Below are 14,380 nucleotides of genomic sequence, written 5' to 3'. Positions count from 1 at the left end.
TTAATGTTTCCCTAAATAATGCCAAATAAAATCGGCGATTTGATCAATATGATTAATATCTAACAAGGGTTTATCCGTGTCAACAGGATAATCACTGGCAATGGCAATCACATGGTTGTCTTGCTCGGGTAAAGGTTTATCCATGTCTTTTCTATGCAATAAAATTTTAGGTATAGGTTCTTGTTTAAAGCCTTCTATTAACACCAAATCCGTTAACTGCGGATCAAATTGTTGGATTAAATAAGCAAAGGAAACTGGCTCAGGGGTTTCCGTCATTAATGCCCAACGCTGATCGCACGCCATAATCACTTGGCTGGCTCCTGCTTCTTTCATCCGCCAGCTGTCTTTACCGGGTTTATCCACTTGAGCATTATGATGGCTATGTTTAATCACCGCCACTCGCAATCCAAGTGCGGTTAATTTTGGCAATAATTTTTCTAATAATGTAGTTTTGCCACTGCCGCTATACCCCGTAATACCCAAAAAAGACATCATATTATCTTACACCTATTATTTATATCGTTGCTTTGATATTTTCATCTTGCGTTCAATGTATTATATTGTAGTTCGCTATACAAATTCCATTATAAAACCGTGATCTAGATCACAGTTTTTAATCGTTTAACTGGTATTTAATCGACTTATCATGGATAATCAGCCGTAGCGTAATATCAACCAGAGGTAAATTATGACAACCCAATTAGATGCTTTAAAAAATGTAACCGTCGTGGTCGCCGATACCGGCGATATTGAAGCCATGAAACTTTATAAACCACAAGACGCCACCACTAACCCATCATTAATTTTAAGTGCCTCCGCACTGCCACAATATGCCCCATTAATTGATGAAGCCGTTGCTTATGCCAAACAACAAAGCGGCAACAAAGCACAACAATTAATTGATGCAGAAGATAAATTAGCCGTAAATATCGGCTTAGAAATTTTAAAATTAGTGCCTGGACGCATTTCCACTGAAGTGGATGCTCGTCTTTCTTATGACACCGACGCCACCGTTGAAAAAGCACGCAAATTAATTCGTCTTTACAACGAAGCAGGCATTGCCAATGAGCGTATTTTGATCAAAATTGCCTCTACATGGCAAGGTATCCGTGCAGCGGAAATTTTAGAAAAAGAAAACATTAACTGTAACTTAACCCTATTATTCTCCCAAGCACAAGCACGTGCTTGTGCAGAGGCAGGTGTTTACTTAATTTCACCATTTGTGGGTCGTATTCTTGACTGGTATAAAGCAAATTCTGATAAAAAAGAATACGCACCAGCAGAAGATCCAGGTGTGGTTTCTGTCACTGAAATTTACAACTACTACAAACAATACGGTTATAAAACCGTGGTAATGGGGGCTAGTTTCCGTAATGTAGGCGAAATCACCGAATTAGCGGGTTGCGACCGTTTAACTATTGCACCACCATTATTAAAAGAGTTACAAGACAGCACTGCACCTTTAGCACGTAAATTAGACTATAAAGGTGAAGTCAAAGCGCGTCCAGAACCATTGAAAGAGGCTGATTTCTACTGGCAACACAATGCTGATCCAATGGCAGTGGAAAAATTAGCCGAAGGTATTCGCAAATTTGCCGCCGATATTGAAAAATTAGAAGCGATGTTAGCAGCCAAATTGTAATATTTTGAGATAAAAAAAGCAGAAGTGCGGTGAAAAAAACCGCACTTTTTTTGTTTCTGTACAAATTACTCTTGTGGATAACTCAATAAAAAGCACTGAAAAAACTGTGTTATTATTGTTTATAGAAATCAAATGTAATTCATCTGTGGATAACTCAGCAAATTATACATAACTGATCTACTGTAAAGATCGGGCTTTTACGAACTTAAAAAAAGATCTAACTTATTTATATAAAAAAGAAAAAGATCCTTATCAACGATGATCAGTAGATCTAATAATAACAATAATAAGATCTTTATATATAAATAAGATCTATATTAATTAGCCAACGGATCTTTTCTGATCGAATTGATCTGATCTACTTTCCTGTTTATCTAATTTTAGGTAAAATAGTCGCCTATTTTTAAGTAAAGATCGGTGAAAGCGATCATTTTTATCTAATAAGGTTCTTATGTTTTATACAGAAAATTATGATGTGATCGTGATAGGTGGCGGTCACGCCGGTACAGAAGCCGCTCTTGCACCTGCTCGAATGGGGCTTAAAACCCTTTTATTAACCCATAATATTGATACCCTTGGACAAATGTCTTGTAACCCTGCGGTAGGGGGAATTGGTAAAGGGCATTTAGTCAAAGAAATTGATGCCATGGGCGGTCTTATGGCACATGCCACCGATCAAGCAGGGATTCAATTTCGCACCTTAAACAGTTCTAAAGGCCCAGCGGTTCGAGCCACTCGAGCTCAGGCAGATCGGGTGTTATATCGTCAAGCTGTGCGTATAGCCCTTGAAAATCAACCGAATTTAGATATTTTCCAACAAGAAGTGACCGATGTATTGATCGAACAGGATCACGTCACTGGCATAGAAACTAAAATGGGCTTAAAGTTTCGTGCCAGATCTGTGGTTTTGACGGCTGGTACCTTTTTAGCCGGTAAGATCCATATTGGATTACAGAATTACGAGGGCGGACGAGCAGGCGATCCAGCATCGGTTTCCCTTTCTCATCGTTTACGTGATCTAGGCTTACGTGTTGATCGGCTAAAAACAGGCACACCACCTCGTTTAGATGCTCGTACCATTAATTTTGATGTGTTAGCCAAACAGCATGGTGACGCTGTGTTACCGGTTTTTTCCTTTATGGGATCAGTAGATCAACACCCTCGTCAAATTCCTTGTTTTATTACGCATACCAACGAAAAAACCCACGAAGTGATCCGCCATAATTTGGATCGTAGTCCAATGTACACTGGGGTTATTGAGGGGATCGGCCCACGTTATTGTCCGTCTATTGAAGATAAAGTGATGCGTTTTGCGGATCGCAATTCTCACCAAATTTACCTTGAACCAGAGGGATTAACGTCTAATGAAGTCTATCCAAATGGTATTTCCACCAGTTTGCCTTTTGATGTGCAAATGGACATTGTAAATTCCATGCAAGGGTTAGAAAAAACTCGCATCGTGAAACCGGGTTATGCCATTGAGTACGATTATTTTGATCCGAGAGATCTTAAACCTACCTTAGAAACCAAAGCGATCAAAGGGTTGTTCTTTGCTGGGCAAATTAATGGCACAACGGGTTATGAAGAAGCCGCTGCACAAGGTTTGTTAGCCGGTATTAACGCAGGGTTATTTGTACAACAAAAAGATCCTTGGTATCCACGCCGAGATCAAGCATACGTTGGTGTATTAGTGGATGATCTTTGTACCCTTGGCACAAAAGAACCCTACCGTGTCTTCACTTCTCGAGCGGAATACCGTTTATTGTTACGTGAAGATAATGCCGACATCCGTTTAACGCCAATTGCGCATGAATTAGGATTAATAGACGAAAAACGTTGGGCGAGATTTAATCAAAAAATGGACAACATCGCCAAAGAACAAGAACGACTAAAACAAATTTGGATTCATACTAAATCGGAACATTTAGATGAAATCAATACGTTGGTGAATACCCCGATTGTGCGTGAAGCCAGTGGCATTGATTTATTACGTCGTCCTGAAATGAGCTATGATATTTTAACTAAAACCGCTTTATTTGCACCAGCGTTGGAAGATAAACAAGCTGCGGAACAAGTGGAAATAGCGGTGAAATATCAAGGTTATATTGAACATCAACAAGAAGAAATTGAAAAACAAAAACGCCATGAGAATACGGCGATTCCTGAACGTTTTGATTATAGTCTTGTAGTGGGTTTATCTAATGAAGTACGAGCCAAATTAGAACAACATCGTCCCGTTTCTATTGGACAAGCGAGCCGAATTTCAGGTATCACCCCAGCGGCCATTTCTATTTTGTTGGTGAACTTAAAAAAACAGGGAATGTTAAAACGTGGCGATTAATTTAGAACAGCAATTAAGCGAAAAGCTGGAAACCTTGCTAAAATCCACCGCACTTTCTATTACCGATCAGCAAAAAAGCCAGTTAGTCCAGTTAGTGTTGTTGTTGCATAAATGGAACAAGGCATATAATCTTACCTCTGTGCGTGATCCACAATATATGTTGGTAAAACATATTTTAGATAGCCTTGTGGTAAGCCCTTACCTACAAGGTTCACGTTTTATTGATGTGGGTACAGGACCGGGTTTACCCGGTTTGCCGTTGGCGATTATCAATCCAGATAAGCAATTTTATTTATTGGACAGTTTAGGCAAACGCATTAGCTTTATTCGCAATGCTGTGCGTGAGTTAGGATTGACTAACGTGGAACCAGTACTTAGCCGAGTAGAAGAATTTACACCCGATCATCTATTTGACGGAGTGTTAAGCCGAGCCTTTGCTAGCCTAAAGGATATGACCGATTGGTGTCATCATTTACCCCATGAAAACGGTTTATTCTACGCCTTAAAAGGCCAATATCATCAAGAGGAAGTGCAACAGCTTTCGGCTGAATTTTCTATTCAACAGGTTATTCCGTTACAAGTGCCAGAGTTGGTGGGCGAACGTTGTTTGGTTATTATAAAAAGTAAAAATGGGTATCAAAATATAGGGTAAAATTTTTATATTTTAATGTATTTATTTTACTACCGTAATAGTCCACTTTGCATCGCCAATTTGCTCAAAGTTTGTCACTTCGTAGCCTTCTTCGGCTGCCCAATTCGGAATGGCTTCAGTGGCTTGAGTGCAGTCAAATTCGATTTCAATGCCATCACCTTGGTTTAATTTTGCCATGGTTTCTTTGGCTTCCACGAGTGGGAATGGGCAAACTAATCCAGCTGTTTCTAATTTTACAATCATTATTTTTTCCTTATTTTGTTAATAACCTCTATGGCTGTTAAAGCATTGCTAATGGTAATAAAAAAGGCATAAAGCATAATAATTCTTTGATAAGAATAATTATGCAAAAAATACTTATAACAAGCCAATAATTTTTTGTTTAATTATATTTCCTTTAGGTATAAGAATGCGGTAAAAAAATCTATTTTTTCACCGCAAAACATTGTGCTATTACTAAAGTAAAACTGTCACGCTGTTGTATTTAATAATAGTAAAAATATTATCTGTATTAAAATTTATTCCACAAAACTAAGGGCGGTTTCCACCACGTCCACCCCCTCATTCGGCTTGCAGGCATTTTCACTTAAATGCCGTCGCCATTGTCTTGCCCCTTTGCAATTTTGGAATGCACCCAATATATGGCGAACAATATGATTTAAATACACGCCTTGACTGAGTTGATTTTCAATATAAGGGAACATATTCCGCACCGCTTGATGAGCGGTGATGATCGGAGCATTAGGGTCAAACAACGCTCGATCAATTTCGCCTAATAAAGACGGATTTTGATAGGCTTCACGGCCCACCATTACCCCATCAACGTGCTGCAAATGGGTTTGCATTTCTGCAATGGTTTTAATGCCACCGTTAATGCTAATCCAAAGTTCAGGGAAATCTCGTTTGAGCTGATACACTCGTTCGTAATCCAATGGCGGAATTTCACGATTTTGTTTTGGGCTTAAGCCAGATAACCACGCTTTACGAGCATGGACGATAAAATCCTGACAGCCCACGGCTTGCACTTTTTGCACAAAATCACACAGAAAATCATAGCTGTCTAGCTCATCAATGCCGATACGGGTTTTCACCGTGACAGGAATTTGCACCGCACTTTGCATCGCTTTCACACAGTCTGCCACTAAATCTGCTTTTGCCATTAAGCATGCCCCAAACATGCCATTTTGCACTCGGTCGGAAGGACAGCCAACGTTCAAATTAATCTCTTGATAACCTCGTTGTTCCGCTAAAATCGCACATTGTTTGAGCTGTTCAGGGTCGCTGCCGCCTAATTGTAAGACAACAGGATTTTCCGCTAAATCAAAGTCTAAATGATCATATTTGGCGTGAATAATCGCAGGTGCCGTCACCATTTCCGTATAAAGTAAAGCCTGCTTAGTAAATTGACGATGAAAATAACGGCAATGACGAGTTGTCCAATCTAACATGGGTGCCACGGAAAAACGTCCACGGTAATAAGGCGTAGGAAAGTGCGGTTGATTTTGCATAAGTTTTTTTATTATCCTTGTTCTTGAATACGTTGACGAAAACGGCCTGCGGCAAAATGGTAAAACGGTTTTGGCATAATTTGACGTGACACAATGGTAGCAATAATACCGCCGATTAATAACCAAATTAACACAGGCTGACTCCCTGTCATTTCCATCACGACCACGGCGGCTGTCACTGGCGATTGGGTCGCACCGGCTAAAAACGCCGCCATGCAGAGTAACACCAACAAACGAGCGTCCACTAAACCGCCTGTAAAACCGGCAATTTGAGAGCCAATACCTGCCCCCACTGTTAACGCCGGCGTGAAAATTCCCCCTGCAATACCTGTCCAATAGGTCGCTACCGTAGCAAATAATTTGGCTATGCCCGTCACTTCAGGTTCCACCAGTTCTCCGCCTAGGGCTTGCGTCACCACTTTATAACCGGTGCCGTAGGTTTGACCGTGGGTGTAGGTGCCAAGCCCTGCTAAAATCAAACCTAAAATCATGGCGATCAAAATCGGATGACGGCGTACCCAACCACGAATCACCCCAGGCACGACGCCTGCCACGCCTTTGGCTAAAAGTCGGGCAAAAATTCCACCAAAAACACCGCAGATCACGCCGCATAACAGCACCCAAAGCAAGATTTTATCTGCATTGTTTGCTCCTTTGTATAAAGGAAAATAGGGGTTATTACCGTCAATGGCGACCAAAATAAAACCGGCGGCAAGCACGCCTAATAACACACGTCGCTCCCAACGCAAAATGACCCCACGTCCGAGTTCTTCTAAGGCAAAAATCACCCCAGCGAGCGGTGCATTAAAGGCGGCCGCTAACCCACCACCGGCACCGGCGGCCATTAACTCATTGGCATTCAAACCTCGGAATGCCACATTATGATGATGACACCAGTTGCCCCAAGCCAACATCACAGCGGCACCCACTTGCACAGACGGCCCCTCACGTCCCACGGAGGCACCAAATAACATGGCTAAAAAGGTGAGTGGAATTTTCCAAAGGGTTTGCACAAACTGCACCAAATGGGATTTTCTTGAACCATGTGGCAAACTCATGGCGGCAATCACTTGGGGAATACCACTCCCCCCGACAAAAGGCGTGTATCTTGGGGTAAACCAAGCTAATGCGGCTAATCCCAACGGCAAAACAACCCAAACCGCAAGGGGATAATGGGCAGTCCATTGGGCATTCAGCTCCAAGCCAAATTCTGCTAATTTGGCAAAGCCAAGGGAAAACAACGACACCAAACTCGCCCCAATCAGTAAGCAAGAAAACTCTACGGTTTTGCGAGAAATGCGGTGCGTTTGGCGTAATTTTTTGTGTAAAAAGTAACGAATATTCATAGGCTAATGATAAATAAGATCTTCTTTAATCGCTTTATATTAACATAAATCAGCACGCTATTGTTCATGATGTTTCCTCATTAAGTATTGCTATTGCGGACTGTGGGTTAGGGTACCTCTACACATCACCATCTTTGGATGTGACGATTGAGCCTGATTGTTGATAAGTGCCATCAGTGATAATTTGAGTGTTACAATGGAGCCTATAACAAAATTTGTTATAGGCTCATCATTTTTTCTCCCCTACATACCCCTTGAGTATCTGGCTGAATCTTTTCTAATATTGATTTAACATTATTTTTCATATTTTTTTTGGATATCACATTCAACCTTATTATATCTACAATATAGAAAGCTGTAATAAAAATAATATCCTTTATTATATTTACATTTTGAGCTTTCTTCTATGGCTTGTTCATAAGTTAATACCCCAGCAGTATATTCTTTGCCCCTGCCACATATATCATTAATGTAATAAGGCATTTGTTTACCATCTTTATTTCTCCAAGTATCATCCCATATTGATGAACGACTACCTGTATAAGCCAAGTCCCATACAATTGAACATCCTGTAAGCATAAAAATCAAATAAAAAAAGATAAATCTACTCATGATCACCCACCTTATTAAAGATTCTTATCCCATTATTTTTATGTATATTATTTAAAATATAAATTGTCTTTTCCTTTTGCATTAACAGTTGTTCGTTATTAATTCTATAAACATATTTTAAGTTATTAATATTCTGATTTGATTCAGAATGTCTTTCGCCAAAACTAAGATCTAATCCTTTAGGTACAGGGGTAGCATTTTTATTATTTCCAATAAAATACCCTCCAATTCCTTGGTATATAGAATCTCCCTCAGTACCCAAATAATGAGTGGTTGTATTCTTATAAATAGATTTTGCTTGATTATCAATTTGTTCCGACGAATAAGAACCTCCAAGATGATAGTAATTTACTTTAGTGCTATCATATTTCATACCCTGATATTCAGCCCAATTAAGTGCATTTTTATCACCTGAAACACCTAAACTATGTGCAATTTGAGTTACATCAACTGTTTGTTTTCCCTGTGCTAAAGCTGATTGATTATATTCATTAATTTTATTACTCAGTTGAACTTTGTCTTTTGTAGCATTAGAAGCTCCAAAAATAGTTGGCATATTCGCCCAAGCTCTAAAACGTTCAAAACCAGTAAAAATAAACTCATTTACAAGTCCTGCACTTCCACGATTAATAATAACGCCTATATCATCAAGATTAGAAAGATCGTTGCCATATAAAACTGCACTATCAATTTTATCTTTATCTTTTAAATTCAACATACCTGCAGTATTGATTACAGAAAGTTCTTTAGCTTGTTTTTCTGTTAATATTTGATCTGAATAAATAAGTTCTTTCAATTTAAGAGGGTCATCTCTTTCTATACAATCAGTATGTTCGCAACTTGCATATTCTTTCTTAATTATGAAACTAGAGTCCTCATTTTTCTCCATTTTATAATAGATCTGATCACCTCGTTCACCAATATTATTTACAAAATCAGTTGCTACATTAAGATCTTGATTTAAATCTGATTGAATTTGATCTACATTGATGTTTTCCAATACTCTATGTTGATTATCTTGATTTAACTCAGTAATAGTTTGCTGAATCGTTTTCCCAGTATTTTTAAACTGTTGTTGCTCATCACGAATTTGAATATTTTGCGTCTGAATACGACTTGATGTTATGCTATTATCTTTAGATTTTTGGTTGACTTGTCCTAATAATCCTGTCACCAACCCTTTTGTAATTCCCCAGTTGCCTTGATTAAATACGCCAGCAACACCTTGAGTCTCAATTTTTGAACTACAGTCTAAATTATTATCTGCCATTTTTGTTAATTTTATCGCACCAACATCTTTAGCAGAATCTTCCTTGCCAACGGTTTTATCTGGATCATTTCCACCACTTATTGTCAAACCACCATTTAAGCCAAAACCTGATGCTTTAGATTCAGATATATTTTCAATGTCTGAATAACTCAATGTTCCTGTACTAAAAGAATTTCTGCTATTTTCCTCCGCACTTTCAGTGGAAGTGATTAAGGCACCGGTTAAGTTCGTGTGGTTGGCTACATTCACCTTAAATCCATCATCCCCAGCAAAAATCCCTGCTTGCTGATTTACGCTAGCATAATTTGAGTTGATTTTGGATTGGCTATAACTAGCACTCGCAGACACACCATAACCCACTGTCACTTGCCCACTTGCACTTTCTTGCTTGCCCTTGTAAGTCGCCGTGTCTTGCAAACTCTCAATATTTAGGTTTTGGGCATTAACAGTAATTTGTTTACCTGCAACTTGTGAACCTTTGATATTGGTGTCTTTTTTGCTATCAATGGTTGTTTGGCTATTTTGGCTACCTACATAGCTCTCCACCCAAGCCTTACTATCGCCATTGCCATAACCTTTGGCTATCTTGCCACCAGCTGTTACACCAAAGGAAAATCCACTTTGTCCATAACTCACTGCGACACCTGCATTCCAACCACTAGATTTATTTTTACTGCGTTCATGGTGATTTTCATCCATGGCTAATATATTGACATTATTTTGACTGCTTAAGTGAGTACCTTGATTGCCACTGACATCAGAACCCATAATCGTTAAATCATCATTTTTCTCTGTACTTGTGGTGATAATGTTGACTTTACCGCCAGCATTGATTTGGCTTTTTTCAACCTTATTTCCATCAGTATGTTGGGTTTGCGTGTTCTTTTGTTTGCCATAGGTAATGGAAACACTGACATCCTGTTTTAAGCCATCTATGCCGTTTTCTTGTAGATTTTTATATAAATCCTTTCCCTGTTCATAGGTTCTTACTGCACCAAAACCCACATTCGCTAACGCTAACGCATTAATTCGGTCATCTTTGCTTTGCCCAACGGTTTTTATTGATTTCACTGTGGATATGGCACTTTGCAAGGCTTGTAAAGCAGGAATATTTACTGCTACCGTTAACCCACTTTGTTTCATTTGATATTTGTAGTTGCTTTCGTAATCGCTTTCTACCCCTGTGATATTGGCATTTTTAGCCATAATCAATACATCACCGTCTTTGGATGTGACGATTGAGCCTGATTGTTGATAGTTGCCATCCGTGATGATTTGAGTTTTGCCATGTAAGCTACCAACTTGACTGCCCACCGCACTGAATTCGTTCTACCAATTAACGAACAAGTTCCTACACAATCTTTTTGGTGCAATAGCATAATCTAATCTTGTTTTGCAGAATAACTCGGATGCAAAATCAAAATATTTATTCATACTTACTCGCATTTTTACAGATATAAGTATCTTTCCAGTATGAACAATAGCCTAACTCTGGATTAAACCTGTATCCCTTTCCATAAATACAATCATAGTATACAGGGGAGAATTTTTCTATTACTGTTTCAAAGCTATCTTTGGGAGATCTAATATCACCAAATATTTTTTTTCTTCATCTGTTAGAATATTTTTAGCTTTATCTTTACAAATTGAAAAATCATTAAAAGAATAGTGGGTATTCTTCCATTGTTTATGTTCTCCAGAAAAAGATGTATCCATATAACGTATTTGATAAATAGTACTACACCCACCTATGTATCCAAGTAAAATTATCAGTGTAACTATTTTCATAATTTACTCACTTTCTAGTCTATTAAAAATAGGTCCAAATGTTTTACTTTCAGAACCTCTCTTCCACACTGCTTGATTCTTTTCATATAAAACTTTAAGCTTTTGTCCACTGTTATCTTTAGTGCTATATATAAAATTAAGTACATCCACATCTCTTATGTAGGCTTTATGATGATCTAACAACGGCACTCCAACTTTCGGATTTTCCGCTGTAGAATCCGTTCTAACTATTAACAAACAGGTTCCTACACAATCTTGTGGTGCAATGGCGTAATCTAATCTTGTTTTTCCGAGTAACGATGGTGCGGAATTAAAATACTTATTCATACTTACTCGCATTTTTACAAATATAAGTGTTTTTATTATCCGAATAGGAACACCATCCCAACTCAGGGTTAAATCTATACCCCTTTTCATACATGCAATTAGCTACATAGGGTGCCCTTTTTTCAATAATACTTTTTATTCTACCATAAGGGATGTTATGATCCTTTAGCAATATAACTTCCTCATTAGTTAAATTATTATTACTGCTTTCTGAACAGCTATTAAATATATGGTATGAATATTTATGATCTTTTTCCCATTGTTTAACTTCCCCTGGCACTCCCACAGGAAAATGACGAAGCTCTATACATCCTGATAATATCAAAGTATAAACTATAAACACTATGAATTTCATAGCTCCCCCTATTTACTTATCAAAGTTTTAATTTCGGGACCAAAATTTTCTGAATTGGTATCTCTATTCCAAATACCTTGGAGATCTGGCTCTCTATCTTTTTTGTTATAAAAATTTAAAACATCTCTGTCTTTTACATAGGATATATGATGACTTAACAAATCCACCAAAGGCACCCCAACTTTCGTGTTTTCCGCCGTAGAATTCGTTCTACCAATTAACAAACAGGTTCCTACACAATCTTGTGGTGCAATGGCGTAATCTAATCTAGTTTTGCCAAATAACCCTGATGCGGAATCAAAATACCCCGTTTCAATATCACTATAAATCGGGTAGCTTGTACCAAGTGCGGTTAAATTTGCTTTCGTTTCTTTAAGATTGGTGTGTTGATAATTTGCCCAATTTATGGCATTTTTGGTGCTAGACACACCTAAACTGTGTGCTACATGGGTTAAATTAACCTTATCATTGGCGTTCTCTTGGTTGTATTGATTTAATTTATCCCAAATGGTTACCTGATCTCGACTGGCATTTGATGCTCCAAATAGACTTGGTAGATTTGCCCCAGCTCGTAATCGTTCAAAAATGGTATAAGTAACTTCTTCTGCGACACCAACATAAGGTTTTCTGACGATAATGGAGGCGTTATTTAAGGTATCTTTGCCACTATATAAAATGCCTCCCTCTGTCCGATCTTCATCCGTCGTATTAAAAATCCCATGTACATACATTCTGGATAATATTTCTGCTTCTTCTTTCGTCAGTATTTCTTTATTTTGCACTTTCTCCATATCCAATTCAAAGAAACGCAAACAACTTGGATCGTCACAATTCTCAGGTTTATATTTGACAAGGATATTCTTGTCGTTTTTTTCCACTTCATAATAAAGTTTATCGCCGATTTGATTCAGATTATTGACAAAATCTTGAGCAACAGATAAATCCTGTTCCATATTGGACTTAATTTTTTCAACATCCACTTTTTCTAAAGCTTGATGTGAATTATGTTGAGTCACGGCTTGAATCGTTTCATCCGTTGTTTTTCCTGTTAATTTTTGTTGTTTATCATTATCTGTAATGAGCACATTTTTTGTATTAATAAAGCTAGATGTGACGCTTTGGTCACTACCATTATCATGCACTTGACCAAGAAGACCTGTTGCTAAACTTTTCGCTACGCCCCAATTTCCTTGGCTAAACACACCGGCGACACCATTTAGTTGAGTAGCCTTACCATTTTCTTTTTTCATATCTTCGACACCAGCTTGTTCCGATGATAAATATTGCCCACCTAATCCTTTGATCACATAAATAGTTTTATTATCCTTTTCTGTGGTCGTGATAGCTTCTGTTTGAGTAGTTGTATCTGTTGATTCAGGCTTACCCCCTAGTGGGACAGTAAAATCACCTTTAATCGAAAATCCGCCACTTAAACCAAAGCCACTCGCAGAATAATCACTATGATTTTCAATATCTGAATGTGTCAGTGTTGCTGTACTAAAATGATTCTTTCCATCTTGTTCAGCTTTACTCGTGGATGTAATAATGGCTCCTTTTAAATCTGTATTGTTAGCCACATTAATTTGATAACCTTCATCTTTAGCAAAAATGCCTGATTGTTCAATCACACTGGCATAATCCGCATTCACTTTTGATTGATTATAACTTGCTGAAACAGATGCCCCATAACCAACAGTTGCTTGCCCTGATACATTCATCTGTTTACCTTTGTACGTCATCGTATCCTGTAAACTTTCAATATTAAGATTTTGAGCATTAACTTGAACCGACTTACCAATAACTTGGGCACCTTTAATCCTTGTGTCATTTTGACTGGAAATAACAGTTTGACTATTTAAACTTCCAATATGGCTATTGTGCCAAGAAACCTCATCTCCGTTACCATATCCTTTTCCATAATTACCACCCGCAGTAAATCCTGCGGCGAAACCATTGGAACCATAGCTTATAGCGACACCCGCATTAAAACCGCTAGACTGATTAGTTGATCGTTCTTGATGCGTTTGTTTTTGTGCCTCTATATTGACATTGTTATCTGCTATTAATATCGTGCCTTTATTACCGCTTATATCCGAGCCTTTAATATTAATATTAGATTTTTCATTGTCACCTGTCGCAATAATCATTGCTTTTTTATCTGCGTTGATCTTACTAGAAGCTATCTCGTCTCCACTGGTATGACTGCTATTAACATTTTTCTGTTTACCATAAGTTAAGGTAACACTAATATTTGTATTCGCCATATCATTGTTCATTAATGCTTTAGTCGATCCAATCGCAGACATTGCACTATCAGCAGTACGCAAAGTATCCCAAGCTACATTCGCTGCCGCTAACGCATTAATTCGGTCATCTTTGCTTTGCCCAACGGTTTTTATTGATTTCACTGTGGATATGGCACTTTGCAAGGCTTGTAAAGCAGGAATATTTACTGCTACCGTTAACCCACTTTGTTTCATTTGATATTTGTAGTTGCTTTCGTAATCGCTTTCTACCCCTGTGATATTGGCATTTTTAG

Annotated in this window: 13 protein-coding genes; 3 read left to right on the top strand and 10 right to left on the bottom strand. The window is 38.2% G+C overall.

Annotated elements, in window-relative coordinates; all coding sequences use genetic code 11:
• Window positions 1-495 carry a molybdopterin-guanine dinucleotide biosynthesis protein MobB gene (gene mobB, locus ACTG7L_RS09270; RefSeq protein WP_439328297.1) on the bottom strand — a complete coding sequence of 165 codons (495 nt, stop codon included), beginning with the start codon at window positions 493-495 and terminating at the stop codon, window positions 1-3.
• A gap of 193 nt (window positions 496-688) precedes the next feature.
• On the opposite strand from mobB, the gene tal reads away from it, so the two are divergent.
• The 3 genes from tal to rsmG all read left to right on the top strand — a co-directional run bounded on the left by tal (window position 689) and on the right by rsmG (window position 4,635).
• Window positions 689-1,642 (top strand): transaldolase, encoded by a 954-nt coding sequence (tal, locus tag ACTG7L_RS09265; protein ID WP_439328296.1) that lies wholly within the window; start codon window positions 689-691, stop codon window positions 1,640-1,642.
• 451 nt (window positions 1,643-2,093) lie between these two features.
• On the top strand, window positions 2,094-3,983 hold the full coding sequence (mnmG, locus tag ACTG7L_RS09260) for a tRNA uridine-5-carboxymethylaminomethyl(34) synthesis enzyme MnmG (protein ID WP_439328295.1): 1,890 nt from the start codon (window positions 2,094-2,096) through the stop codon (window positions 3,981-3,983).
• The gene (rsmG, locus tag ACTG7L_RS09255; RefSeq protein WP_439328294.1) at window positions 3,973-4,635 is read left to right on the top strand and encodes a 16S rRNA (guanine(527)-N(7))-methyltransferase RsmG; all 663 of its coding nucleotides are present in this window, start codon (window positions 3,973-3,975) and stop codon (window positions 4,633-4,635) included. Before mnmG ends, rsmG begins: the two co-directional genes overlap by 11 nt.
• 21 nt (window positions 4,636-4,656) lie before the next feature.
• Here the strand turns inward: rsmG and ACTG7L_RS09250 are convergent, their stop codons facing one another.
• The 9 genes from ACTG7L_RS09250 to ACTG7L_RS09210 all read right to left on the bottom strand — a co-directional run.
• On the bottom strand, window positions 4,657-4,878 hold the full coding sequence (locus ACTG7L_RS09250; RefSeq protein WP_439328293.1) for a sulfurtransferase TusA family protein: 222 nt from the start codon (window positions 4,876-4,878) through the stop codon (window positions 4,657-4,659).
• Between the two features lie 275 nt (window positions 4,879-5,153).
• Window positions 5,154-6,143, bottom strand: coding sequence for a tRNA dihydrouridine(20/20a) synthase DusA (gene dusA / locus ACTG7L_RS09245; protein ID WP_439328292.1), 990 nt, complete (start codon window positions 6,141-6,143; stop codon window positions 5,154-5,156).
• 11 nt (window positions 6,144-6,154) lie between these two features.
• Entirely contained in the window at window positions 6,155-7,489 is a 1,335-nt protein-coding gene (locus ACTG7L_RS09240) for a chloride channel protein (protein WP_439328291.1), read from the bottom strand.
• Window positions 7,490-7,783: 294 nt separating this feature from the next.
• Window positions 7,784-8,101 (bottom strand): hypothetical protein, encoded by a 318-nt coding sequence (locus ACTG7L_RS09235; RefSeq protein ID WP_439328290.1) that lies wholly within the window; start codon window positions 8,099-8,101, stop codon window positions 7,784-7,786.
• A complete protein-coding gene (locus tag ACTG7L_RS09230) occupies window positions 8,094-10,685 on the bottom strand; it encodes a hemagglutinin repeat-containing protein (RefSeq protein ID WP_439328289.1) in 2,592 nt (863 codons plus the stop codon). The genes ACTG7L_RS09235 and ACTG7L_RS09230 overlap by 8 nt, the downstream gene beginning before the upstream one ends.
• A gap of 240 nt (window positions 10,686-10,925) precedes the next feature.
• Complete coding sequence (locus ACTG7L_RS09225; RefSeq protein ID WP_439328288.1) at window positions 10,926-11,159, bottom strand: hypothetical protein; 234 nt, start codon at window positions 11,157-11,159, stop codon at window positions 10,926-10,928.
• Window positions 11,160-11,162: 3 nt separating this feature from the next.
• Window positions 11,163-11,486, bottom strand: a complete 324-nt coding sequence (locus ACTG7L_RS09220) for a hypothetical protein (protein WP_439328287.1) — start codon at window positions 11,484-11,486, stop codon at window positions 11,163-11,165.
• Window positions 11,479-11,841 (bottom strand): hypothetical protein, encoded by a 363-nt coding sequence (locus ACTG7L_RS09215; protein WP_439328286.1) that lies wholly within the window; start codon window positions 11,839-11,841, stop codon window positions 11,479-11,481. The genes ACTG7L_RS09220 and ACTG7L_RS09215 overlap by 8 nt, the downstream gene beginning before the upstream one ends.
• An 8-nt stretch (window positions 11,842-11,849) precedes the next feature.
• Window positions 11,850-14,380 (bottom strand): hemagglutinin repeat-containing protein (locus tag ACTG7L_RS09210; RefSeq protein ID WP_439328285.1); only part of this gene is annotated, 2,531 nt, incomplete at its 5' end.

This window comes from Lonepinella sp. BR2357 (assembly GCF_051851525.1).
Taxonomy (GTDB): domain Bacteria; phylum Pseudomonadota; class Gammaproteobacteria; order Enterobacterales; family Pasteurellaceae; genus Lonepinella.
The sequence above is the reverse complement of the archived record's forward strand: the minus strand, read 5'-3'. Positions and strand labels throughout refer to the sequence as shown.